This window comes from Lysinibacillus fusiformis (assembly GCF_003049525.1).
Lineage (GTDB): Bacteria > Bacillota > Bacilli > Bacillales_A > Planococcaceae > Lysinibacillus > Lysinibacillus fusiformis.
Window position 1 is genome coordinate 373,918 of sequence record NZ_PYWL01000001.1, and the last position, 24,705, is coordinate 398,622.

A 24,705-nucleotide genomic window follows, 5' to 3' on the forward strand; every position below is an offset into this window, starting at 1 on the left:
AAAGAGCCATGGTCTCTCTACTAGCCTTTTAAGTGAGCAAACACTGTATTATTTGCTTACTACTTCTTTACCTTTGTATTGTCCGCAAGCTTTGCAAACACGGTGTGATAATTTAGCCTCACCACAGTTAGGGCAAGTTACCATACCAGGTACAGATAATTTGAAATGCGTACGACGCTTTCTTTTTGCAGTTTTAGAAGTTCTTCTAAATGGTACAGCCATTGATGGCACCTCCTTACAGATCGTCTATTCGTCTGTTTGATCAAAATACTTAGCTAAAGCAGCTAGTCTTGGATCCACTTTTTGTTCGTCAGCTTTTTTGTGTAGCTCTACGTCTTCATCTGTTGCATAAGACCAGCTTTTACCGCCTTGCACTTGTCCTTCGGTATTTTCCTTGAACACTTGCATAGGTACCTCGAGCAGCACTAGCTCCTCAAGAACTGGTTTCATGTCGATGACTTCACCGTCAATATAGTGAATGTCTCCGTCATCGTCTCCTCGTTGATCTTCGTCAATCCAGCTGAAAATTTCAACTGTCTCAACATCGATAGGAAACTCAACATCCTCCCACGTGCGAGCACATGGTAGCGTTAACGTCGCTGTCACAGTTAACTGACATGTCATTTGCGATGCACCAAAAGTACATAGCCCTTTTACATGAACGGGCGAAATTGCTCGAATATCCTGGTTTCGCTCCATCACTTCGTCCAGTTGGACAAAGGCATCGATTGGCATCCCGTTTTGGCGGTATTTAGATAATTGATGAATTGACCATTTCATTCGTTTAATCACCTCGAGACAACAATGTTGATTATATAATGTGTAAAAATAGATGTCAAGATAATTTCTTGTCACCTCTTTAAAACCTACCTATAATTATATACTATAAGAAGTATATTTGCTCTAAACAGCTTACCATAAAACATAAATGATCAGGAGGGAAAGCATGAAAGCAGTTGGAATTGTTGTTGAATATAATCCTTTTCACAACGGACATGCCTATCATTTAACACAGGCTAAAAAAGTAGCGAAAGCAGATATTGTCATCGCTGTTATGAGTGGAACATTTTTACAACGTGGTGAACCAGCTATGGTAGATAAATGGACACGTACAAAAATGGCACTCGCAGGTGGTGTAGACATTGTCATTGAGCTACCTTATGTCTATAGTACAGCCCCTGCTACTGATTTCGCCAAGGGTGCGATTTCATTATTAACTGCTGTTGGCTGCGACTCGTTTGCTTTTGGTAGTGAAGATGGCTCTATCCAACCATTCTTGAACACGTTTGAGTTGATCGACAATAATCGTACAGAGTATGACGCACTTATTAAAGACAGCCTTAAAACAGGCGCTAGCTATCCTAAAAGCCTATATTACGCCTATGAACAGCTTACTCAGAAGTTCCCTGCTCCATACATCGATCTTGCACAACCCAATAATATTCTTGGCTTTCATTATCTAGAGGCGGCGAGAACGCTGAACAGTAACATCCAGCCACTTACCATCCCTCGTATTGCAGCAGGCTATCATGATGCACTTAAAGAGGACGCATCCATCGCAAGCGCTACGGGAATACGTAAAGCCCTAGCAACTACAAGTTCTTTACAGAGTGTTCAAAAGGTTGTTCCGGAGGCATCTTTTGATTATTTGGCAGACTGGCATAGACACTATAAAAAATTTGCTAGCTGGGAAGCATTTTGGCCACTTTTACAGTTCACGATTATGAGACACACGACTTCTGAGCTCACTCGTTATGCAGAAGTAACTGAGGGGATTGAGAATGCTATTATGAAAGCAGCCAAAAGCAGCTCATCCTTTAATAGCTTTATGGAAAAAATAAAATCGAAACGTTATACCTGGACCCGCCTTCAACGTATGATTACACATATTTATACAGGATTTACAAAGGAACAGCTACACAGCTTTGAAGCCCCATCATTTATCCGTTTACTAGGCATGAGCGAAACTGGCCAAGCTTATATAGGAAAGCGTAAAAAAGATATCGAATTACCTTTAATAAGCCGTGTTGCAGCTGCAAAAGATGCTATGCTGGCCATCGATATTCATGCTGCAGAGCTATACAATTTAAGTATAGAGCAAGGCGTTACAGCGCTAAGTCTTCCAAAAGATTATCAAACACCACCAATCCGTTATTAAAGTCATAAAAGGGATGCTAGATGGGTTCTAGCATCCCTTTATTGTCTTTTATTTTGGTTGTAGCTGCTTTAAATAATTGATGGCATCGTCCACGTTTTTCACAGGTACAATTTTCATCTTTGTCCCAATTTCCTTCGCTGTTTTTACAGCAGTCGTATAATTGGATTCTAACTCTGGATACTTCGCCTTCATTTCTGGAGAAATTTCATCATCAGGGGCAAAAAAGATTTCCATATCATCACGATCAGCTGCTATAATCTTATAGTCAATTCCGCCAATTCGGCCAACAGATCCATCAACTAGCATTTCTCCTGTACCTGCGATGGCATAACCTTTCGTTAAATCCTCATCCAGAAGTTGATCTAATATTTCAAGTGTAAACATCAATCCTGCAGAAGGACCACCAATATCCTCTGTCTTCATTGTCACCTGTGGATTGGTTTCTATCGATTTGCTTTCTGTATAAGAAATCCCTAAACCGGCTCTATGCTCCTGTGCATTTGGTATTTCTTTCAATGTAATTGTTGCCTTCTGCTGTTCTTCATTACGTATAAATTGAATCGATACTTGATCCCCGAGCTGTTTAGGCTGTAAAAGCTCAACAAGCATTTGCTGATTAGTTATTTTTTGTCCATCTACTTCAATTATTTCATCCCCAGCTTTTAAGATGCCATCTGAAGCGCCACCATCCAATACATTTAAGATAAAGACACCATTAAAATGAACTTTTGTCTCTAATCCAGCTCTTTGGAAAGCTACATATTTAGCATTAAATTGGGAATCCGACATTAATTTTAACTGTCGAACATTATATTCCTCATCATCCTCTAATGGATTTCGGACTTGTTCAATATCCATGAGCTTTTGATACTTTTGAGTTTTAGCCCATAAATATGAAAATGGTGTGGCTTGCTGCATGGCGACCGTCATCAAACTCATAGATCCTAAACTATCTGCCTCCTTGCTATCGACCGTAACAAATTTACTGACATCATAGGCACTACCAGGTTTCATAATATACGCGTCTAGTCGGTATAACATCATAGAACAAATCACGACTATTAACACCGCATAAATGCCAATTTTTCTCTTCACTTGAATACACCTCCTAGGACGCTTGCAAAACCATACGTTCATGTTTTTGCCTTTCACACATATATTAATTTTAGCATTTGCCTATGTGAATGACAAAAAGTTGAAACGAGATGATCATATGTTTGCTACAATTCAAATAGCGCTCTGCATAATTCTAATTCTCTTACTCTTGTTATTCCCACAAACCGCTCATAGTGGTACTGATTTAGGCTTATCTCTTTTCATGGAGGCGCTATTTCCGTATTTACTACCGTATTTGGTGTTAACACAATGGCTCCTGCGTTTAACAGCCCCTATGCGTACCAAAACAAAAAGAGCTTCTTTATACGTACAAGCCTACATTATTAGCGCACTTGGAGGCTATCCTACTGGAGCGACCACTATTGTTTATTTAAAAAACAGTGGACAATTACATCCTAAGGAAGCAAATTTTCTACTAGCCGTTTGTCATGCACCAAGTCCATTATTCGTGTTAGGGTTTGTAAGCCTTGATTTACTACACAGTAATACGTTTGGATGGTTGTTTTTATGTTTACTACATATGTTTAATATTTGTTGCTTAGTAACTGGTTACTTTTTATACCGCAAAACGGATTCACCAACCATCACTGTACACAACACTACACTGTACACAGCTCCCTTTTCAGAAAGTATTAAAGAAACTGCCCCAACCATTTTATTAGTGGGTACAACCATTATCTTTTTCACAACCATTCAGACTATCGTGCAACAGGGCTTAGATCAATTAATACCGAAGCTACCTTATACGATTGAACTGTCCTTAGCCGCCATCCTAGAAGTGACAAATGGTCTTAAAATGACCGTCACGGCCTTCCCTGATTTCCCGTATACCTCTTTACTAGTCGTCATTTTGTTAACGATGCAAAGTATAAGTATTCATTTACAAATTTTTGTGATTGCTAAATCCGCCAAACTTTCTGTGAGACCTTATCTAAAATTTCGCCTCCTTAGCATAATCATTGTACCAACTATTTATGCTCTATTTTTTCTGAAATAATTAGTTTTCATCGATAAAAAAGAGGATGTTCAGCGTATAGTACCGACATCCTCTTCAACCACTATTGGATAAAACCATATTTTTCTTTTAAAGCTTGTACAACACAATCTGGAACTAACTCATTGACATCACTTCCATATTTCGCAACCTCTTTTACAATACTGGAACTTAGGAATGAGTATTGATTCTTCGTCATAATGAAGAATGTTTCGATTGTTTCATCTAGGAAACGGTTCATAGAAGTAATTTGCATTTCATATTCAAAATCTGAAACTGCTCGTAAGCCACGTACAATGGCCTTAGCTTTTTTTTCTTTAGCATAGTCTATAAGAAGACCTGAAGAACTTTCTATCCGAACATTAGGTATCGCTTTTGTTACTTCAGCCATTAAAGCCATACGTTCCTCTACAGAAAACAGCGGATTTTTTGCTGAATTGTTTAATACGGCTACATAGACGATATCGAACACATCGGCTGCACGTTTAATAATATCTAAATGGCCAAATGTCACAGGGTCAAAACTTCCAGGAACTACAGCAATTTTCTCTGACAACTTATTCTCCCTCTTCCTCTGTACAGCGATAAACAGAAATAATTGTTCCGCCATATGTTTCTTGTCTTTTTAAAACAAACTCACCAAAACTTTGAGGTAATGTTATTTCTTTTGCATGTTCACATAAAATAATACCATTTTGTTGAATTTTTTCATTATCAACGAGTAATTGCACTAAGTCATAATATTCCTTTTGATGATAAGGCGGATCTAAAAAAACTAATGAAAAGGTAATATCACGTTTTAATAGCGCTTTCACAGCACGCTTTGCATCAATGCGAAACAGCTCAGTATGTTCTTCGTAACGGCATTTTTTAATATTTTCTTGCAGCACCTGAAAGGCTTTTGCATCTTTTTCAATAAAAATAGCACGCTCTGCCCCACGACTTAATGATTCAATACCTAAACCACCGCTTCCTGCAAACAAATCAAGTGCAGTACCTCCATCAAAAAAAGGACCAATCATATTAAAAATCGATTCCTTCACCTTATCAGTTGTAGGTCTCGTCGTATTCCCAGCTATCGCCTTTAGCGGCATTCCTTTACGCTCTCCTGCTACCACTCTCATATAAGCTATCACCGTACTTTCATCCATATAAAGTATTTTTGCAGCGAAAGGAAAGCCCTCCGCTGCAAAAGTTATTGTTGCTCTTGTGTTAATACTTGAATACGTTCCTCTTTCTTTTGTAATTCAACTAAGAATAAACGCTGTAACCAAGCCTCTTCCACATAATATTGATTAGCAATTTTAATAATTGGCTCTGAAATAGTTGGATATCTTCGCTGATTAAATACATAAAAACCAGGTTCTTTAGGGAATCGGAATGTGCGATGCTCGCTATTTACATAATAGCCGTTCTTCCCTTCTCCAACTGTATACCCAAGATAAGGTAATAACGTATCTGCTGTATATAACGCTTGTCCTTCATATAGAATAACATGAACGTCTTCCTTCAATACATCATTTACATACACATCACGAGAATCCTCAAATAATAATGGGTACGTTCCGTCTTTCTGGGCTGCATTTAACGTAAAGTAAGATGTTTTAGCATCTAACACTTGTGATAAATACTCATCCATTGTTTTTGGTGATAGAGGATCATCTCCAAGTTTTTTCAACTTATCCTGCCAAGCCTGCTGTTGACTATCTGTCATGTAATCATTTAATGTCTTCACAATTTTCTTTGCTTTGTCTCCACCAATTGGATCGTTTACTAAATAGGATGCCATAACTTCAAGCAACCATTCTGGAGAGTCTACAAATGTATATTGCGATTTTATTTGGGACAAAATGACTTCCTGTTCAACAGCTTGTGCTGTAAGTGTTGGTAAAAATAATAATCTTTCATCATGAACTGGGACAGGACTTTTCTCTTGAATAATTGCAATATGTTCATCATTTAAAAACTGTAAATTCTCTAATGATTTTAGGAAATCATTCGGAATAGCCTGTTGTGCATAAATCGATAATACAGGCGTTTGTTCTTGTACTTTGAGTTTTCCTGCTTGCCAATAAAGGTCATGAACAGTGCCGTTGCCTCTAAACATCGTATAGTTAACGAGTGATAGCTGTTGTTGACCTACTAATGGCAAACCTGTAATCCATTGTCCATTAATTTTACTATCTGTAGAAATATGAACAATTGAATAGGACGCTTCACCATTTATTAGTGTAGCAAAAACATCTTGAAGGAGCATCTTATTTTTCAAGCCACCCTCAATCGGGATTATGTATGACACAGATTGTGATTTTGTTTCCCCTTTTGCAAAATAAGAGACCTCATCTGATAAACGATCACAGCTTTTTTCATTCTCAATAAAGCAACTAGGGTTTGTTGCCTTTTCTGGCCATTTAATTTTTACCTTTTGATTGGGTAAATTTTTAAAATGCTGACGAATATCTAAGCTATTTTCACGATAAACAATCTCTATTTCCTGCGAGTAATGAAAATCCCCTATGCCGGTTTCTAAATCAGATGAGTATGCATGATACTGGAAAAATAACGTTCCTGAAATAATAAGTACTAAAATAGAAAAAAAGCTTAATGCAAATTTCATGTGCTTGACCTCCCGCAGCATGATACTATGAGTATTGGAAAGGATGTGCAGTTATTATGCCACAACAATTTATAGAATTAGGAGAAGGCTATGGTGATGTATACGAGCTACTTGAAATTATTAAAACCAATCAGGAACGCTTTCATCAGGCCTTTTTACTAACATCTACAAAAGGAGATAAAAAGGTAATCTCCTTAGCCGTTGCCTTCAAACCAGTTGGCGAAAGTAAATTCATGCCCATATATATTTGTCGCGAAGGCATCCCTTATCATGATGGGGAACCAACTAAGCGACAAAAAATGTTTGAAGCACAAATTGAACAACTAGACCGAAAAGCAGTTGTTGTAGAAATAAAGCACTCATCTATATTTTCGGAATCAAAACTATTTTATCAATACTTAATCGGCATATTAAGACTAAATAACTATATACCTGCATTAGCATAATATTATAGACCTACTTTATAGTCATATTCCTTTGCTTTATCCGGCTTTGCATTTTCATATTCAGTTTTGACAAATGGACGATAAGATTCAACAACGTCTTTCACAAAAGGAAGGCGTTGTAGTTTTATTGTCAACATTTCAATATCCTCACGATTACAATACAGCGCTACGTATTTTTGTCTTCTAGAAATATAAAGAACATGACCATATTTCCGAAGAGACTTCGCATGTTTTAATTGATGGACGTAAACGATTAGCCCTTGTCGTTCGTTCATATTGGATTCCCTCATTTCTTACCTAAAAGAATACCATAGACCAGAAAATGATAGCAACAGAGTTTAGCTGACAGAACACTCGATTTTCCGTTATAATGGAAAAGCATACTACGTTAAACATCGTAGGAATTCGAATCAGTTGTTTTAAATAGCTTACATGATTATTTTTCCACGGAATCAATGTACATTTTGCTGAAGGATGATAATGCCTCATACCTCCATCATAGGAAGCATGAAAGAATCATCAATCACTTAACTAATTACTAGTTTTATAAAGCTCTCGGACGGATGTGGGAGCTAGTCATTACACAATGAATTCACCATTTACTTTAATAGGTAAAAAAATTGTTAAGGAGGACGAATATGGGGAAGAAAACTAAAATAGCAATTGCAATCGCAGCTGCAAGTGCGGCAGCTTGGGCAGGTAGTAAAGCTATTTCTAAACCACAGCAACGTGAAGGTAAACAAGCATTACAATTTGATCGCACAATCATTCTTGCACACCGAGGCGGAGCTCATTTAGCACCTGAACATACTATGATCGCCTTTGACAAAGCAGCGCAGTTAGGCGTTGATGGATTTGAAATAGACGTACGTTTAACAAAAGACGAAGAAATTATTGTTTTTCACGATGATACAGTTGAACGAACAACAGACGGCTATGGCCTTATAGCTGATATGACATTGGCAGAAATCAATGCCTTGAATCACGGCTATCATTTTGAAGATTTGGATGGAGCCTTCCCATACCGTGAGGATAAATTACAAGTTGTAACATTACGAGAGCTACTTGAGGCGTATCCACATATGTTGATCAATATTGATATTAAAGATGCCCCTGAAACTTATGAAGGAAGTCTAATGCCTTCTAAGCTTTGGCGTTTAATTGAAGAACTAGGCGCAGAGGATCGTGTCGTTGTAACAAGCTTTTACGGGGAGCAAATAGATCGCTTTAACTTATATGCTCAAAATCAGGTAGCGCTTGGTGCAGGAGAATCAGATGTGAGAAAAGCATTTGCTTCCTTCTCCAGTCAATTCGGACATTTATATCATCCAAAAGTAGATGTGTTCCAAATTCCTCCTAAATCAGGGGTTATCGCTTTAGATTCTCCAAAGTTTATTCAGTTTTTAAATAATCTTAACATTCCTGTTCATTATTGGACAATCAATGACTTAGACACAATGAAAAAATTAATTAATAACGGCGCAAAAGGAATTATCACAGATCGCCCAGATATAGCCGTAGAGCTATTTCAAACGCAAGAGTCTTAATAAATCAGTCCATGGAAGGGTTAATGCTCTAAATAAGTCCTTCCCACCTACTATAGACAAAAGCCATAGGGATTTGATCTGACCCAAAAAGGTTAGACATATTTAGTTAAGCAACTGCTAAGACCTGAGTTCGGTACTCCACCGGGCTTAGGTCTTTTAATTTCATTCGTTTGTGATTGTAGTAGTGAATATAGTCTTTGAGTTCCTGTTCAAAATGTGCCATGGATTTAAATTCTTGTAGATACAGGAGTTTTAGTGTCTAACTTTTACGGGGCAGTTCATTACTAGTTGGCTTTTGTAATATTCAAACAATACTTGCCCTGTTTTCATTGATAAACAGATTCTAAATATTGTAATACTGCATCAGTTACTTCTCGTAATGTTGCTGTTCCACCTAAATCAGGGGTTTTTATACCTTGCGTTAATGTTGATTCGATAGAGTTCAAAATGTGTGTTCCTGCTTCTTCGTAGCCAAGAAAATCAAGCATCATTTTTCCCGTCCATATTTGCCCTATTGGATTAGCAATCCCTCGCCCTGCTATATCTGGGGCAGAACCATGAACAGGCTCAAACATAGAAGGAAACACGCCTTCTGTATTTATGTTGGCTGCAGGCGCTATTCCAATACTCCCCATAATAGCACCTCCTAGATCTGTTAAAATATCCCCAAATAAATTGGAGGCAACAATGACATCAAAGTTGTCCGGCTTCATGACTAAAAAGTCCGCTAATGCATCAATATGATTGGATGTTTTCCCTACGTCTTCATACTCTTTCCCTATTTCCGAAAATACTTCATCCCAAAATGGCATACTGTAGGTGATACCATTTGATTTTGTGGCACTTGTCACATGTTGTCGACGGGCTTTAGCAAGCTCAAATGCATACCGCATCGCACGTTCTGTACCCTTTCTAGTAAAAATGGCATTTTGGATTGCAATTTCATCTTGCCCACTATGTATTCTCCCACCACTTTCCGCATACTCCCCTTCAGAATTCTCTCTAACAACAATAAAATCAAACCCATTAGGTTGACGTAAAGGTGAGGGTAAACCTTGTAGTAGCTTTGCAGGTCGTACGTTAATAGATTGCTGCATTTCTCGACGTATTTTTATAAGTAGCCCCCATAAGGATATATGGTCTGGCACCAATTCCGGCATGCCCACCGCTCCTAAAAAAATTTGGTCATATTGCTTTAAAATCTCTATCCCATTTTCAGGCATCATACTACCCGTCTCTAAATAATAATCACAGCCCCATGGAAAGGTTGTCCATTCGAATTGAAAACGACCATCCAATAATGCCACTTTATTGAGTACATCTATGGCAGCTGGTACTACCTCTTTTCCTATCCCATCTCCTGGTATGACTGCAATCCGATATGTTTTCATGTATGTTGCCTCCTTTCATAATTGTATAGAAAAAGACTGTAAACAAACTCAGTTTTACCTTTGAGTTGTGTACAGTCTAGTAGAGATGTGTTTGAACACATCTTAATTTACGCTGAGCAAGAGCATGAACCGCCCGAGCCACATCCTCCTCCGCAAGATGAGCCAGATGCAAAGAATGGATTGCTTACAGGGACTTTTACCGCTTCAGAGACTGTTTTCCCTACAAGTAGGCTAATCTCATCAAGCAAGTCCTGAAAATCGTTTTCAGCAATTTTTAAAGCTGAAACCTTTTCATTTAAGTCGAGCGCCCTTTTCTGTTGGCGAATCGACTTCATAATTGTATGGTAGTCCGGATGATATTTTCCGAAACGTTGTACATCTTCGTACTGTTCTTTCATGCGATTAAACGCGTAAATAGCTTCTACAATTTGTGAATCACTATAAACGGCATCATACGCTTGCTGAAGCGCCATCGCTGGTTCTGAGGAAACAATCATCTCACAAAGCGCTTCCGCCTCATCTAAAATGAATACCCAGTCAGAGGTCATCATCATTTTTAATTCCCCCAATCTCTTACCCATCATAACAGATTTTATGGTAATTTTACATTATTGAGATTATTAATGAAAGAGGTTTTTCCAATTGATGACAACACCCAAAGAAAAAATCGATCTATTATTAGGGGCAATTTTACAAGATAGTACGGAGGAAGATGAAGAAGTTCTTTTACATCTTTTAACTGGGCTCCGCGAAAAACAGCAAGGTATTCATCGTCGTTATATTAACGCCGCCTTACATATGGTTGGCAAGTTTGAGCCTGAAGTCAGTGAGGTACGTATTCCAATTACACCAGTTATTCATAACACAATTAAGGTGCCACACGGGGGCATCATTGCGACGATAGCCGATGCGGCAATGGGGGGACTTGCTTCCCGTTCTGTACCAGAAGGATTTAATGTAGTAACTACAAATATGAATGTCACGTATATTGCCACAACAACAAATAAAGAATTAATTGCGCGTGGTCGTTTTGTCCATAAAGGGCGGCAAACACTAGTAATGGAATGTGATATCGAAGATGAGACAGGGCGCAAGCTAGCCATTGCTACAGGATCATTTTTTGTTATTCAGCGTCGGTAAGTAGACCTGTAAAATAGTCCTTAATACACTGTTGATCGGAAAAAGGGAATTTTTGATTTTTAATTTGCTGTGTTTGTTCATGCCCTTTTCCGGCAACAAGGACAATATCCCCTTTTTTCGCCTTCGCTAATGCTTGATGGATTGCAACTTTACGGTCTAAATAGATTTCATAGTATTGTTGCTCTGTAAAACCAGCAATAATACTTTCGTTAATAATGATCGGATCTTCATCTCGAGGATTATCCGTTGTTAAATAGATAACGTCTGCATATTTACTTGCTACAGCGCCCATAGCAAAACGTTTCGCTTTATCCCGATTCCCACCACAACTAAAGACAAGATAAATCGTTTTCGAGCGATCGAATGTTTGTAACACGGCTTGGAGGGCTTCAGCCGTATGGGCATAATCTACATACACATCAACTCCTACTGGGTTATCAATCTTCTCGAGCCTGCCTTCAGGAAGCCTTAGGGACCACATATGTTCAACTATATCATCCATTGGAGTTCCTAAGCGCCATACTGCCATCAATGCTGCAACCGTATTTTGTACATGGTACTTCCCTACAAAAGGAATTTCTATAATATGCTCACTCGCAGATGTTTGTAAGCAGAGCACTGTTTTGCCAACTGTTTCACTGACAATTTGGATATGTAAATCATTGTGATTATCAAAGCCAAATGAGCAGGATTTTTTCTTATCATAAATTCCAACAGAGCGACAAAAGTTATCATCGCCATTTAATACTAGTTTTTTAGATAAATCAGCTAATCTTTTCTTTGCCCGTTTATAGGCTTCTAATCCTCCATGATCTTCTAAATGATCTTCAGATAAGTTTAAAAACACGCCGCAATCAATGTCACAATGATCGAGTCTATGTTGCTGTAACCCCATTGAAGATGCTTCTAACACTACATGTGACACACCTTTGCGTACACATTGTTTTAATATCGGATGCAATTCTTTCGCCTGCAATGTGGTAAGTTCCTCGTAAGAAGTTTGTTGCTTTTCGCCATCAAGATAAAACCCAATTGTTCCTATAACCGCCGCTTTTTTATGTAGAGCGTTTAAAAGCTGACTGACAAAATGACTCACTGTCGTCTTTCCGTTTGTCCCCGTTATGGCAATAACACTTAATGCTTCTGCTGGAAAAGCTGCTAACTTCGCGCTTGCATACGATAGGAATAAGGCTGTATTAGGAACCCATACAAAAGGAATTTCTTTATCAATAATTGGTAAGGAAATACTTTCCTCCGAGACAATTGCTGCTGCTCCACGGGCCAATGCTTCTTTGACAAAACGACTTCCTGAAGTTTTTTTGCCTTTTCGTACAATAAAAATGTCGCCAGGTTGTACAGCCTGTGCATAATCCTCTACGCCTGTAATTTCTGTTCGAATCGATCCTCCCGTTACGCTACATGGCCAGTCTTTCAATAACTCAGCTAATTGCAAGCCTCTTCCCCCTTTCAGTTCTCTATCATATGACGGCCTTTGTAACGGTGTGACGAAAAATGTAGAAGCCACTTGGGGCAACTGGAAGCACAAAAAAAATGAAGACAAGTCCATTCAGCGAATGCTTGTCTTCATGTAAATTTATTATGTTATGGCGATTGATCGGTTTTCTCTTCCTCTACAGGTTCTTCACTTTCAGACTCTTCATTATTTGAATCCTCACTATCCATCTTCAGTGAAGCAGGTTCTATATAAATTTGTGTATAATAATCCACGAAAACGCCTGAACCAACTTGTGAATATTTATCATTTAATAGAACTTTCCGGTGTTCGGTAGAATTTGTCCAGCCATGCATTGCCTCAATCGCATCAAAATAGGCAGTTGCTAGATTTTCATTCGCATCGCTATAGTCAATGCTCTGCGCTTGTAACCTCTTTTTAAGATCTCCATATTTGGGAGATTCATGTGATAAAAAATTTTGCACCTTCATATCTTCGCTATGCATTCTCGCTGTATTTTCCAATGATTCATTCATCTCTACAGGCGGCAACCCATGATGCTCTCGCGTTACATTTAGTAAATCATCGAGCTGTTTGGCATTCGCCCTATCAATTTCCTGCTGTAAAAATGAAGAAGGCGGGGTACGTCTAACAAGCTCTCCTTGATAACTCATTTCATATGGCTGATGAAGGACAAGTGTTTTACTATTCGTATATCGTATCCCCTGTAATTCACTCGTTTCCCGGTCAATATAAAGCTGCGCGTATAGTCCATCAAATTTGATCAGTAATCTTGTTTGCATATCTTCTTCATTCATGGAGAATATGTAAATATTATCACCAACATTAGCGGCTACCTCATAATCAATAATCGTCATGCGGTAAATTTCATCTCGTTTTTGCCCAACTTTAAAAGGAAATGCATTGATATCTTGCCCTGCTATGTAAACTTGCGTGATGACGTTATTTTCAACACCAATCATAAAAAAAGTTGAAACATCTTTATTATAGACCCACCATTCATACCCAAACGAGGAGGGTTCCTTCCTTTCTGGTTCTCCATATTGTTCCAAAACGGTTTGTGTGCCTTTCCCTATTAATGTTGAAATACCCGATTGTGGACGTGTCATTGCTCCTATATCGGGCTGTTTTAGCTCTGTTTGAGGGATTATATTAGAATTGGTATTTGGGCCTTCTAGTGGTTCATTTTCCTTAGGGGTATTAAAAAACATAAAGCCGATTAATGCAATTGCACCACAAATCATTAATATGCGGAATAACGCTTTCATATAGGACTCCTTTCATCACCATTATTGTAAGTTATTATATCAATTGTAATTGGGTTGACACAATGTTGTCATTGCAACAATGTCGAATATGCTCTATTATAAAAATGAGCGTATACTTTGTACGAGAACCTAAAGGAGGATTATACATGTATTTTGAAAATACTAACCTTGAAAATTTAACCGCTGATCAAGAGCTAATTGTCAGCATTATGAAAAAACATGGTTTAGAATGTGATGGCGGTTGGGATTATGAACGTATGACATTCGATAAACGTTTCGATACTCGTGAAGGTCGTTATTACCTACGCGTTTTCGCATATGCCATTTCTGGTGATGTTGGTGCTCATGATGCCATCCTTACATTAATGAAACCAGCACTTGGTAAGTACTATTATCCACATGGTGTTGAATATGGAGAAGATGAAGTTTTCCCAGCACATATTGTGAAAAAATGTGAAGAAATCTTAAAAAAGGTTAAATTAGAATTAGATCAATTCTCAATCGAGCCTACAAATAAAAATAACTTTGAACCTGTTAACGCACGCTAATCTTTATTAATTGAAAAGTGATAGCAAGTATAGCATTAAATAGCTTCATAGTTACGAAAAGACTGGTAGTCCAGTCTTTTTTATTTTGAGTAAAAATTAGATTTCTTCTCATACTACCTATATCTAGAACAAAATGTAGGTGAGAAAATTGTTGTCATTTTTTAATCGTCCTTTTTTTCGTCATCCCATTATCGTTATCGCGATTGGGATTTTTCTCCTCTGGTTTATTTCAATATCATTGCCGATCTTACTTGCCTACTTAACTGCCTTACTTTTAGAACCTATTATAGTTCGGATGAGCAAACGTTTTCGAAAAAAGCGTAAAATAGTGGTTTCCATCTTTTTTTTATTCTTCCTAAGTATCTCTTTATTATTATGTACGCTTATTATTTATGTAAGCTGGAAACAATTTTCATCATTTATTATTGATATTCCAGATTATTTGAATCAACTTTCTGCACTATGGATTCAAATGCAATCTAAACTAAGTAACCACACCTATCATTTACCTGTAGAACTAGTTTCACAAATTCAATCCATGATTGCAAGAGCTTTAGCTTCCACTGAAAAATTTGCACATTCCTTAACAAACATCGATGTCTGGTCTGCCTTATTAACGTATATCCCTACACGATTATTTGATATTTTTGTCTATTGGATTGTCTTGTATATGTTGCTTTTGGAATTGCCGACCATCAATCAAAAAATATTAATGCCCGTCCCTTTCCACTACCATCAGAAAATTGTGTTTATTGGTGAACGAGTTAAATTAGCCTTATTTGGATTTTTGAAAGCACAATTGCTTGTCGGATTAGGTATTTTTGCTTTAGCTATCGCAGCCTTTTATTTTCTCAAAACGCCATTTCCTCTATTATTAGCATTGTTGCTTGTCGTCTTAGACTTTATTCCTTTTCTTGACTCATTTATTTTATTAGTCCCATGGGCAATCTATCAAGTTTTTGCTGGGGATTATATTTACGCCGCTGTGTTAATTGTATTAACAGTAGGTCAATTTTTAGTTCGTCGTATGATTGAGCCAAAAATAATAGGTGATAAAATTGGACTTTCTTCTCTTTCAACCTTTATTGCGATGTTTATCGGATTTAAAATTTTTGGATTTTCAGGTATTTTAATTGGACCATTACTTTTTGTAGTCGTTCTCTCATTAATTCAGCCAACGACAAAAAATCTCCCACCTACTGAAAAATAAGGTGGGAGATTTTTGTTATATGCCTAAAATGGCTTTAATAACCGATGTTGTTTCGCCCGGTTCAAATAAAATATACAATAATAAATAAACAAGGACACCTGTTATAGCGACGAAGAACCAAATAATACTTGTAATCGGTCCAATACGACGGTGTAATTTTAAATTCGTTTTAAGACCCGAAACTATACTAACTATCCCAAATACGGCCCCAGAAGTTGCCAAAATAATATGGAAAATCAAGAAGAACGTATAATAAGGTTTTAAATGTTCTCCACCACCAAAGGCAGTATTTCCAATAAACACTGTACGGGAAGCATAAATAATAAAGAAGATCAGTGCAGCAACACCTGCAGCAAGCATTACTTTTTTATGCCCTTCTACATTTCTTTTTATAATTAAGCCCCATCCTATTGCTACTAGTACAGCACTAATAACGATAAACGATGTACTAATAGTAGGCAAAATTTGTAATTCCATTATCAAAACCCCTTATACAAAGTAAATTTCTATTTTATAATTAATGTTGCTGTTGACTCTCCCATTTTTTTTGATGGGCAGCTAATGCATCAGCAGTAATTTTATCTGGATCTTTTTGTTCAGCACGATACCATTTTGTAAAGATCGCACCTAATAATATACCAAAAATCAGCTCTTGAATAATTTTCATAAGCACGCCGCCTAACTGCTGATCAGCAACCGGTTTCATATCCGTAAATAGCTCAGGTCCTGATAATGATAGTCCCGACAACGTAGAGGCCGGAACGCAAAGCTCCATTGCCTTTAACCAAGCATCACCATTCGTATACGTTTCATACATAGCATTAGGTGCAAAAATGATTAATCCACAGGCGGGAGTTATTAAAACGGCATTGGCAATAATATAGCCTAATTTATGCAAGGGCTTCATTTGATCTTTACCTGGCATATTTTGAATTAAAGGCCAGTACATGAAAACAGCTGATAGAAATAAGACAAATGTATAGGTACCATGTAGTGTTTCATTTAATTTAATATAATCTAATACATCCGGTAAGTGATAGAAGGAAAATAGACCAATAAACACAAACACTGCAACTACTGGTAATGTTAGTACTTTAAATATAGTTCTAACAACTGGTGCTTCAATCGCAACCTTCCAAACCCACCAAGGTATTCCTTTAATTAAGAAAATCGGTACAAGCAATAATAAAATAGCCATCTGAACCATATGCATCGTAAACATAATATGAGCCATTAAATCAACTGGAGACCCTTTAATAATATAAATGGTAATCATTGCTAATACAAAATAAATCGCTTGTCCCTTTTTTAAAGGTTCGCTTTCTTTAAAATCCTGACGCCACTTTACTGTGACTAAAAAATAGACGATTGTTATAAAAACAAGAACCCCTATCAAATATGGGCTCCATAACGCTTGGAAACCAAATATACTAAGTGGCATATAGAACGCACTCCTTTAAACTTCAGTACTCCTATTATAAAACGCTTACAGCTATACTGCAATGAACGAAAGGTGAACAAATGTTAAGTTTGCCAGTGTTTGCTTCTTTTTGCAACCCTCACTAAAAATTAAAATACAAAAAGCACGTTCGTACAAAGTGACGAACGTGCTTTTTTTGGTGATTACCACCAAATAATTGTTAAGAATGCTAAGAAGAATGTAAATGCAATTAAGATCCCCATCCACATGAAGAATCCAATAACTCCACCGTAGTGTGTTTTTTTGTCTTCTAAGTGCATGAAAGAATACAGTTGAAGTACAACTTGAACACCCGCTAATAATAAAACGAATGGCATAATTAAGTATTTAGAAAAATCAGCTGCAACTACTGCGAATGCGATAAAAGTAAAGAAAATCATAATTGCAAAGTTGAGTACTTGTTTACGCATATGAACGGCATTATGATGACGATCATACTCATATTGTGCCTGTGATTTAGCAACTATAGGTGTATCGTGTGAAGACATTATCCGATCACTCCCATCAAGTAAACTACTGTAAAGATGAATACCCAAACAACGTCGATAAAGTGCCAATATAAAGCAGCTACGAAGAATTTAGGTGCATTGTACAAGTTTAAACCACGTTTAGCATTACGAATCATTAAAGTTGCGATCCATACAAGTCCTAAAGTTACGTGGAAACCATGTGTACCAACTAAAGAATAGAATGCAGTTGCAAATGCAGATTGGTTAAATGTAAAACCAAGATGCACATAGTGTTGGAACTCATAAATTTCAAGAGCTAAGAAACCAAGACCTAAAGCTAAAGTAATGGCTAACCATGTTTGCATCCCTTTAAAGTTAAAGTTACGCATATGGTAAATTGCATAAACAGATGTTAGTGAAGATGTTAAAAGTAACATCGTCATAGCAAATGCTAATGGTAATTCAAATAACCCTTGAGTTGTGAACTCCATGCCAGCTGGCCCTTTGTTCTTAAGCGCTAAGTAAGTAGCGAATAAACTTGCGAAAAGTACAACTTCACAGGCAAGGAAAATCCAGAAACCAACGACTTTGTTTTTACCTTCCAGCGTTGCTTGTTCAGGATGATCTGGCCAAGTATGAGGAGTAAATTTAGTATTGAAATCCATTATTTATTTCCCCCTTTGCCATAAAGTTGTTCTTCAATTTCAATAATTTCTTCTTTGTGTAAATGGAAGCCGTGATCATCTTTAACAGAACGGACAATCATTGCACCAAATGTAATTGCAAGACCAGCAATTAAAATATAGATTGACCAAGGTTTATCAGCATCAGGATTATAAAGCGCACCGAATGCTGCAATAAACATACCTAATGAAATAACGAATGGTATCGCTGAGTTATTTGGCATATGAATATCGCCTAGTGGCTCAGCAAATGTAACTTCTTTGTTGCCTTCTTGTTTCTCAATCCACCATGGATCTAAACCACGAACAAGAGGTGTTTGACGGAAGTTGTAGAATGGAATTGGTTGTGGAATTGACCATTCTAATGTACGTCCATCGCCCCATGGATCGCGACCTGCTGGTTTGCCTTTGATAGACATTAAGCAGTTGATTACCATTAAGATAACCCCTACACCCATCATTAATGCACCGATTGTAGAGATATAGTTGAATTGATCCCAACCTTGACCTTCCATGTAAGTGAATACACGACGTGGCATACCCATTAAACCAAGGAAGTGTTGAACGAAGAACGTTAAATGGAATCCGATAAAGAATACCCAGAAAGTAATTTTACCAAGCGTTTCGTTTAACATACGGTTGAAGAAAATTGGCCAGTAGAAATGTGCTGAACCAAATAATGCAGTAACGATACCACCAACGATTACATAGTGGAAGTGAGCTACGATAAAGTAAGAATCATGTAATTGGTAGTCAAGAGGTGCAGATGCTTGCATAACCCCTGTAACACCACCCGCAACGAATGACGGGATGAAACCAAGTGCATAAAGCATTGGCGTTGTAACTTTAATTGATCCGCCCCAAATTGTTAGGATCCAGTTAAATACCTTCATACCTGTTGGAACGGCAATTGCCATTGTTGCTACAGCGAAGATAGCGTTTGCTGTTGGCCCAAGACCAACTGTAAACATGTGGTGGGCCCAAACCATGAACCCTAAGAAACCGATTAAAATTGTTGCGAATACCATTGAAGAGTATCCGAATAAACGTTTACGAGAGAACGCAGGGATAATCTCAGAGAATAATCCGAACGCAGGTAATACTAAGATATAAACTTCTGGGTGTCCGAAGATCCAGAATAAGTGTTCCCAAATAACTGTGTTACCACCCATTGTATGGTCAAAGAAGTTACCACCGAACATACGGTCAAATAACATCATTAATAAACCAATTGTTAATGGAGGGAATGCGAATAAAATTAATGCACTTGATACAAGAGCTGTCCATGTGAATAATGGCATACGCATGAATGTCATACCAGGAGCACGCATCGTGATAATCGTAACGATGAAGTTAAGACCCGAAATTAAAGTACCTGCCCCTGAAATTTGTAAACCAAGAACATAGAAGTCAATACCATGTCCTGGAGAATATAAAGATAATGATGCATAAGAAGTCCAGCCCGCATCAGGAGCGCCACCCATAAAGAATGACAGGTGAAGGAATACTGCACCTAGGAAGAATAACCAGAACCCTAATGAGTTAAGGAACGGGAATGCAACGTCACGTGCACCAATTTGTAATGGTACAAGCATGTTCATAAATGCGAATAGTAATGGAGTAGCAGCTAGGAATAACATTGTTGTTCCGTGCATTGTTAATAATTCATTGAAAAAACCAGCTGACACGAAATCGTTATTTGGTTTCATTAACTGAATACGCATTAATAACGCTTCAAAACCAGCGATAGCGAAGAACAATGTACCGGCTAATAAATACATGACTGCTAACTTTTTATGGTCAACAGTAGTAATGTAATCCCAGACAGTTGCTCCAAAGCCCTTTTTCTGTGTGTATGAGCTCACAACTTTTACCTCCCTCAAAAATTTGTTACATAGAACGGAAATTATTTTTCAACTGATAAGCCCATGATATAAGTTGCAAGAGCTTCAATTTCTTCGTCAGATAAATCGCCGTATATAGGTGCAGTACCTTCAGCATTCATCATTAAGTTACCTGGTTTAAATTCCTCAGGGTTTTTAATCCAAGCTTGTAAGTTTTCTTCATTGTGTTCTAGGAAACCAGCAACACGGTTACGGTCACCAAACGTAGTTAAGTTTGGACCTGGTGTACCGCCTGCTCCTGAACCAGAGATAGCATGACAGCCCAAGCAGCTGTTAGCAAAAGTTGCTTCGCCAAGATCTGTTGAAGCTTTGTCCGCAGTTTGTCCTTCTGTTGCTTTCATCGCATCAACCCAAGCGTCAAATGCATCTGGGCTTAAAGCTTTTACTTTAAAGTCCATTAAAGCATGTGAAGGTCCACATAACTCAGCACATTTACCATAAAATACGCCATCTTTTAGATCTTTCGATTCTTTATCAAATACTAAGTAGAATTTGTTTAAGTTTTCTACGTTTGTATCCATTTTACCGCCTACAGCAGGAATCCAGAATGAGTGCTTAACATCGGCAGCTTTTAAATTAAAGTAAACCTTTTCACCTGTTGGTACTACTAGCTCTTGAGCCGTTATAATACCTTGGTTAGGATATTCGAACTCCCACCAGTACAATTTAGCTGTTACATTGATTGTTAGGGCAGTTTTATTCCCCTCTTCATCTACATCATCCATTGCAGCAACATCTGCAAATTTATAAGTAGTTGTAACAACTGGTACAGCAATAATTAATAATAAAATAATTGGTATAACTGTCCAAATCACTTCTAACGTATGACTACCCTCTACTTGCTTAGGGATAACGTTTTCACCAACGCGTGAACGACGGTATTTCAGGAATGCAATTAAATAAATAACGGATACTATTACCACTACTAGCGTCATAATTACAGTAGTTAACAGTAATAAATTTAATTGTTGTTTACCTACTTCTCCAGATGGTTTTAGTGTAGAAAGATAATCTTCACCACAACCTGAAAGGAAAACCATCATCACTGCTAGAAGTGAAAAAAGACGCCATTTTTTAAGCCCTTTCATCATAGCTTAATTAAACCCCTCTTTCTTTGTTGTATTTTCATGTGTACATAGGACATTAGTTCTGTCTATATGAATTCTTTAGAAAAAGAAAGAATTCCTAAATTTAGCTAAACACCGCAAATATTATGATGGATACAAATAGTATGGTCATATGATTCAATGAATAAATAAACATTCTATTTGCCCATTTCATATCATCTTTTGCTGTAAAGCCTTTCAGAGCTAGTATTAACCAACCCAGGTTCAATGTAGTAGCAAGAGTTAAAAAGCCAATTCCAAGCTCCGGTAAAAGGAAAGGTAACGGTAATAATAAAAGAATCCAGAATAACATTGAGTACTTTGTACGTTTAAATCCCTTTACAACAGGTAGCATTGGTATTTTAGCTGCACGGTATTCCTCTGTACGTTTCATAGCAAGCGCGTAGAAATGTGGTGGTTGCCATGCAAACATAATTAGGAATAAGGCAAGTGCTCCTGGACCTAAAGCAGGCTCGACTGCTGCAAATCCAATAATAGGAGGAATAGCCCCTGAAATGCTTCCTACAACCGTGTTACTAACATGCTTTCTCTTTGACCACATTGAATACAGAACGACATAAGCAAATATTCCTGCTAGTCCCCACATGCCGGCTGCAAACGATGCCGCAAATAACAAAATTTCACCTACAATTAAAAATGAGAGGGCAATGGTCAATACAAAATTCGGCTTGAATCTGCCAGTCACTGTCGGTCTTGCCTTCGTTCTTTTCATGATCGGATCTATATCCTGATCAATAAAGTTATTCATTGCACCTGAGCCACCAATGATTAATGCCGCACCCAGCATGGTGAATAAGATGACATCCAGCTCTTGCAAGAAGTGTCTACTAGTAAATTGAAAAGCCAGCCACATCCCTGTAAACGTTGTGACAAGATTCGAGTTTACAATGCCAATTTTTATTAGTGCTAAGAAATCTTTTACAACTGATGTTGTTTCTGGACCAGTATTTCTAGTAGCCGCCAGTGTACGACCGTTTGACATACTACCTCTCCTTTCATTTTTGTAAGCATATTCCGCTAACAATAACTATAGCGAAATTTGCGATTGATTTCTAGACATTAAGTGAAATTTAGATGAAGTTGTAAAAATTAGTTTTGTCTAGAAATATAATTAAAATCAACATATCTATAGTAAAACATTTTCTAAAATGAATTGTGAAGGTTAAAGCACGAAATTATGAACAATTTGTGAAATGGAATCGACATCTAGTACTCCCTTCCCTTTACAAGTTGTTTTTTAAACGTATTTTCGATATTATCTAGTAGCAGAAACATTACTTTCTTGTAATGTTGATAGATAAAGTAGGTGACTCATTTTATGCAACACAACAGATATTTGAAGTGGTTTGCTGTTGCCGCTACGCTAGAGATGCTCCTTATATTACTCGGTGGAGCTCTCGTTACTAAAACAGATAGTGGCTTAGGCTGTGGTCGAAACTGGCCTGATTGTAATGGATCTCTTATTCCAAAGGAGATTACACCGGAAGTCCTTATTGAATTCTCACATCGTCTTGTTACTGGAGTCGTATCTATTTCAATTCTTGTGTTAACAGTTTGGACATGGCGTAAGCTCGGACATGTTCGTGAAGTAAAGCTTTTAGGTTTCTTAGCAATGTTTTTCTTAATTGCGCAGGCTCTTATTGGAGCTGCTCAAGTACTATGGGGGCAAGGTGACTTCATCTTAGCACTTCATTTTGGTATTTCTCTTATTTCCTTTGCCGCGGTTCTGCTTCTCTCTATGATTGTATTTGAAGTTGATCGGAAATTTGATGCCGATAAAGTATTTATTGGTAAAAAGTTACGTTGGCATACAATTGCTGTCACAATTTATTCTTATTTGGTCGTTTATACTGGCGCGTTAGTTCGACATACAGATTCGAGCTTAATTTGTCCAGACTGGCCATTTTGCTATAACGAAACACCGTTAGCATCCCCAAATAACATGTACGAATGGGTGCAAATGGGACATCGTTTAGCTGTTCTTATTATTTTCATTTGGATTGCATACATAACTTGGCACGCTGTGAAAGAATATAAAAACCAACGTGTGGTTTACTATGGTTGGATTATTGCTTTTACTATAGTATGTTTACAAGTGATCGCTGGTATGTTAGTAGTCCTAACGAAGCTGAACTTAACAGTCGCTTTAATGCATTCATTATTAATTTCTCTATTGTTCGGTCTATTATGTTACATGATCATGCTCGTTGCTCGTAGTAACTACAATGAAAAAGTGAAATAGTTAAATAAAAAAGATTCGTTACCATATTGTAACGAATCTTTTTTATGCTTATCGTTGTTTCTTCATAGATTCAGTTCCTATAATTCCTACTATTAAAATAATCATAGATACTAGGGCGTAGTCTTTAAAGAATGTTGTAAATGGAATGTCAAAATATCGACAAATTGCCGTTACAAGACGGCCGCCTAATAGGATCAAACCAATGACAAACATCCAATTAAATAAAGCTTTAAGCATTGTTAGTTTCCTCTACTTTCATGGCTGACCAGATGATGTTGATGACCTCTGCACTATATTGTTCTACTTCTATAGAAAGTGGTCCCCCAATTAACATATACTCCCCAATTGCTCCTTGAATAACCTTTGCCATTACATGGACCGAAGTGATAGTAAATCTCCCTTGTTCCTTTCCCTTCGTTAATATGTTGCACAAGGCTTTTAACAAAGGATCCTCTCCATCATCTGGCAATTTATAAAAAGGAATGTCATCTGCAGTACGAGCATTAAAAACAATTTCTAGTAGCGCTATATTCTCTTCTGGGTGTGTTGCTTGATAAGCAATACTCGCCTCAATAAAATTAGCTAATTGCGAAGCTGGTTCATCCGCAGCATATGTTTTCGTCAAAATATATGTAGCCGATTGCTCAATCAGTGCTTGCAGACTTTGTTCAATTAAATCTTGTCGATCTGCGAAATGATACGAAATTAAAGCTGTGCTGATGGAAGCACGTTTTGCAATTTGGGCTAAACTCGACTTTACATAGCCAATTTCACTTAAAGTCCTTATAGTCGCATCAATAATTTGCTGTTTCCTTGCTTCCTGAATAAAGGTACTTTTATTAGCTTCCATAAACTCTCCATTTGATTATTCAAATATTTTTTTGATCACTTAATCAAATTTTATGCAATTT

28 protein-coding genes and 1 pseudogene are annotated in these 24,705 nt (G+C 37.4%); 8 read left to right on the forward strand and 21 right to left on the reverse strand.

The window, feature by feature from the left end:
- Positions 1 to 48: 48 nt before the first annotated feature.
- Both rpmF and C9J29_RS01865 read right to left on the reverse strand, forming a co-directional pair.
- Positions 49 to 222, reverse strand: coding sequence for a 50S ribosomal protein L32 (gene rpmF, locus C9J29_RS01860; protein WP_004224819.1), 174 nt, complete (start codon positions 220 to 222; stop codon positions 49 to 51).
- 24 nt (positions 223 to 246) lie between these two features.
- A complete protein-coding gene (locus C9J29_RS01865; protein WP_008173911.1) occupies positions 247 to 780 on the reverse strand; it encodes a YceD family protein in 534 nt (177 codons plus the stop codon).
- Positions 781 to 946: 166 nt separating this feature from the next.
- Here C9J29_RS01865 and C9J29_RS01870 point away from each other — a divergent pair, with 166 nt between their 5' ends.
- Positions 947 to 2,158, forward strand: a complete 1,212-nt coding sequence (locus C9J29_RS01870) for a nucleotidyltransferase (protein ID WP_008173913.1) — start codon at positions 947 to 949, stop codon at positions 2,156 to 2,158.
- A 48-nt stretch (positions 2,159 to 2,206) separates the two neighbouring features.
- Here the strand turns inward: C9J29_RS01870 and C9J29_RS01875 are convergent, their stop codons facing one another.
- Complete coding sequence (locus C9J29_RS01875; protein ID WP_107921526.1) at positions 2,207 to 3,253, reverse strand: SepM family pheromone-processing serine protease; 1,047 nt, start codon at positions 3,251 to 3,253, stop codon at positions 2,207 to 2,209.
- Positions 3,254 to 3,371: 118 nt separating this feature from the next.
- On the opposite strand from C9J29_RS01875, the gene C9J29_RS01880 reads away from it, so the two are divergent.
- Positions 3,372 to 4,271: a hypothetical protein gene (locus C9J29_RS01880; RefSeq protein ID WP_237068726.1), complete on the forward strand. Its 900-nt coding sequence runs from the start codon at positions 3,372 to 3,374 to the stop codon at positions 4,269 to 4,271.
- A 61-nt stretch (positions 4,272 to 4,332) separates the two neighbouring features.
- On the opposite strand, the gene coaD is transcribed toward C9J29_RS01880, so the two are convergent.
- The 3 genes from coaD to C9J29_RS01895 all read right to left on the reverse strand — a co-directional run bounded on the left by coaD (position 4,333) and on the right by C9J29_RS01895 (position 6,885).
- Positions 4,333 to 4,824 carry a pantetheine-phosphate adenylyltransferase gene (gene coaD, locus C9J29_RS01885; protein ID WP_008173919.1) on the reverse strand — a complete coding sequence of 164 codons (492 nt, stop codon included), beginning with the start codon at positions 4,822 to 4,824 and terminating at the stop codon, positions 4,333 to 4,335.
- A gap of 1 nt (position 4,825) precedes the next feature.
- A complete protein-coding gene (gene rsmD, locus C9J29_RS01890) occupies positions 4,826 to 5,392 on the reverse strand; it encodes a 16S rRNA (guanine(966)-N(2))-methyltransferase RsmD (protein WP_043989719.1) in 567 nt (188 codons plus the stop codon).
- Positions 5,393 to 5,463: 71 nt separating this feature from the next.
- Entirely contained in the window at positions 5,464 to 6,885 is a 1,422-nt protein-coding gene (locus C9J29_RS01895) for a hypothetical protein (RefSeq protein WP_008173923.1), read from the reverse strand.
- Positions 6,886 to 6,941: 56 nt separating this feature from the next.
- On the opposite strand from C9J29_RS01895, the gene C9J29_RS01900 reads away from it, so the two are divergent.
- Complete coding sequence (locus C9J29_RS01900) at positions 6,942 to 7,331, forward strand: DUF7147 family protein (RefSeq protein WP_008173925.1); 390 nt, start codon at positions 6,942 to 6,944, stop codon at positions 7,329 to 7,331.
- Between the two features lie 2 nt (positions 7,332 to 7,333).
- Here the strand turns inward: C9J29_RS01900 and C9J29_RS01905 are convergent, their stop codons facing one another.
- Positions 7,334 to 7,606, reverse strand: coding sequence for a YlbG family protein (locus tag C9J29_RS01905; protein WP_008173927.1), 273 nt, complete (start codon positions 7,604 to 7,606; stop codon positions 7,334 to 7,336).
- Between the two features lie 363 nt (positions 7,607 to 7,969).
- On the opposite strand from C9J29_RS01905, the gene C9J29_RS01910 reads away from it, so the two are divergent.
- Entirely contained in the window at positions 7,970 to 8,878 is a 909-nt protein-coding gene (locus C9J29_RS01910; RefSeq protein WP_008173929.1) for a glycerophosphodiester phosphodiesterase family protein, read from the forward strand.
- 106 nt (positions 8,879 to 8,984) lie between these two features.
- On the opposite strand, the pseudogene C9J29_RS01915 reads toward C9J29_RS01910, so the two are convergent.
- The 3 genes and pseudogenes from C9J29_RS01915 to C9J29_RS01925 form a co-directional block, all read right to left on the reverse strand.
- Positions 8,985 to 9,131, reverse strand: a pseudogene (locus C9J29_RS01915) (IS3 family transposase); the annotation flags it as partial.
- A 73-nt stretch (positions 9,132 to 9,204) separates the two neighbouring features.
- Complete coding sequence (locus C9J29_RS01920; RefSeq protein ID WP_089985268.1) at positions 9,205 to 10,269, reverse strand: tartrate dehydrogenase; 1,065 nt, start codon at positions 10,267 to 10,269, stop codon at positions 9,205 to 9,207.
- Between the two features lie 107 nt (positions 10,270 to 10,376).
- Positions 10,377 to 10,823 (reverse strand): YlbF/YmcA family competence regulator, encoded by a 447-nt coding sequence (locus tag C9J29_RS01925; RefSeq protein WP_043989672.1) that lies wholly within the window; start codon positions 10,821 to 10,823, stop codon positions 10,377 to 10,379.
- Positions 10,824 to 10,914: 91 nt separating this feature from the next.
- On the opposite strand from C9J29_RS01925, the gene C9J29_RS01930 reads away from it, so the two are divergent.
- Positions 10,915 to 11,409: a PaaI family thioesterase gene (locus C9J29_RS01930; RefSeq protein ID WP_008173935.1), complete on the forward strand. Its 495-nt coding sequence runs from the start codon at positions 10,915 to 10,917 to the stop codon at positions 11,407 to 11,409.
- On the opposite strand, the gene C9J29_RS01935 is transcribed toward C9J29_RS01930, so the two are convergent.
- Positions 11,393 to 12,862, reverse strand: coding sequence for a UDP-N-acetylmuramoyl-L-alanyl-D-glutamate--2,6-diaminopimelate ligase (locus C9J29_RS01935; protein WP_089985266.1), 1,470 nt, complete (start codon positions 12,860 to 12,862; stop codon positions 11,393 to 11,395). The two genes, C9J29_RS01930 and C9J29_RS01935, sit on opposite strands and share 17 nt — an antisense overlap.
- Positions 12,863 to 13,011: 149 nt before the next feature.
- Positions 13,012 to 14,151, reverse strand: a complete 1,140-nt coding sequence (locus C9J29_RS01940; protein WP_089985265.1) for a CAP domain-containing protein — start codon at positions 14,149 to 14,151, stop codon at positions 13,012 to 13,014.
- Between the two features lie 146 nt (positions 14,152 to 14,297).
- Here C9J29_RS01940 and C9J29_RS01945 point away from each other — a divergent pair, with 146 nt between their 5' ends.
- Together C9J29_RS01945 and ytvI are read left to right on the forward strand one after the other, a co-directional pair.
- Positions 14,298 to 14,699, forward strand: a complete 402-nt coding sequence (locus C9J29_RS01945) for a YugN family protein (RefSeq protein WP_042737480.1) — start codon at positions 14,298 to 14,300, stop codon at positions 14,697 to 14,699.
- A 151-nt stretch (positions 14,700 to 14,850) separates the two neighbouring features.
- Positions 14,851 to 15,909: a sporulation integral membrane protein YtvI gene (ytvI, locus tag C9J29_RS01950; RefSeq protein WP_225316250.1), complete on the forward strand. Its 1,059-nt coding sequence runs from the start codon at positions 14,851 to 14,853 to the stop codon at positions 15,907 to 15,909.
- Between the two features lie 15 nt (positions 15,910 to 15,924).
- Here ytvI and C9J29_RS01955 read toward each other — a convergent pair whose 3' ends face one another.
- The 7 genes from C9J29_RS01955 to cyoE form a co-directional block, all read right to left on the reverse strand.
- Positions 15,925 to 16,386 carry a DUF420 domain-containing protein gene (locus tag C9J29_RS01955; RefSeq protein ID WP_008173945.1) on the reverse strand — a complete coding sequence of 154 codons (462 nt, stop codon included), beginning with the start codon at positions 16,384 to 16,386 and terminating at the stop codon, positions 15,925 to 15,927.
- Positions 16,387 to 16,426: 40 nt separating this feature from the next.
- Positions 16,427 to 17,350 carry a cytochrome c oxidase assembly factor CtaG gene (gene ctaG, locus C9J29_RS01960; RefSeq protein WP_008173948.1) on the reverse strand — a complete coding sequence of 308 codons (924 nt, stop codon included), beginning with the start codon at positions 17,348 to 17,350 and terminating at the stop codon, positions 16,427 to 16,429.
- 182 nt (positions 17,351 to 17,532) lie between these two features.
- Entirely contained in the window at positions 17,533 to 17,877 is a 345-nt protein-coding gene (locus tag C9J29_RS01965) for a cytochrome C oxidase subunit IV family protein (protein WP_008173949.1), read from the reverse strand.
- A complete protein-coding gene (locus C9J29_RS01970; protein ID WP_008173951.1) occupies positions 17,877 to 18,503 on the reverse strand; it encodes a cytochrome c oxidase subunit 3 in 627 nt (208 codons plus the stop codon). Before C9J29_RS01970 ends, C9J29_RS01965 begins: the two co-directional genes overlap by 1 nt.
- Positions 18,503 to 20,386, reverse strand: coding sequence for a cytochrome c oxidase subunit I (gene ctaD / locus C9J29_RS01975; RefSeq protein WP_008173953.1), 1,884 nt, complete (start codon positions 20,384 to 20,386; stop codon positions 18,503 to 18,505). The genes C9J29_RS01970 and ctaD overlap by 1 nt, the downstream gene beginning before the upstream one ends.
- Positions 20,387 to 20,427: 41 nt before the next feature.
- A complete protein-coding gene (gene coxB, locus C9J29_RS01980; RefSeq protein WP_008173955.1) occupies positions 20,428 to 21,516 on the reverse strand; it encodes a cytochrome c oxidase subunit II in 1,089 nt (362 codons plus the stop codon).
- A gap of 100 nt (positions 21,517 to 21,616) precedes the next feature.
- Complete coding sequence (cyoE, locus tag C9J29_RS01985; protein ID WP_008173957.1) at positions 21,617 to 22,534, reverse strand: heme o synthase; 918 nt, start codon at positions 22,532 to 22,534, stop codon at positions 21,617 to 21,619.
- 336 nt (positions 22,535 to 22,870) lie between these two features.
- Here cyoE and C9J29_RS01990 point away from each other — a divergent pair, with 336 nt between their 5' ends.
- Positions 22,871 to 23,794, forward strand: coding sequence for a COX15/CtaA family protein (locus C9J29_RS01990; protein ID WP_107921528.1), 924 nt, complete (start codon positions 22,871 to 22,873; stop codon positions 23,792 to 23,794).
- A gap of 48 nt (positions 23,795 to 23,842) precedes the next feature.
- On the opposite strand, the gene C9J29_RS01995 is transcribed toward C9J29_RS01990, so the two are convergent.
- Both C9J29_RS01995 and C9J29_RS02000 read right to left on the reverse strand, forming a co-directional pair.
- Positions 23,843 to 24,031 (reverse strand): hypothetical protein, encoded by a 189-nt coding sequence (locus C9J29_RS01995; RefSeq protein WP_008173961.1) that lies wholly within the window; start codon positions 24,029 to 24,031, stop codon positions 23,843 to 23,845.
- The gene (locus tag C9J29_RS02000; protein WP_008173962.1) at positions 24,024 to 24,644 is read right to left on the reverse strand and encodes a TetR/AcrR family transcriptional regulator; all 621 of its coding nucleotides are present in this window, start codon (positions 24,642 to 24,644) and stop codon (positions 24,024 to 24,026) included. Before C9J29_RS02000 ends, C9J29_RS01995 begins: the two co-directional genes overlap by 8 nt.
- Between the last annotated feature and the right edge of the window lie 61 nt (positions 24,645 to 24,705).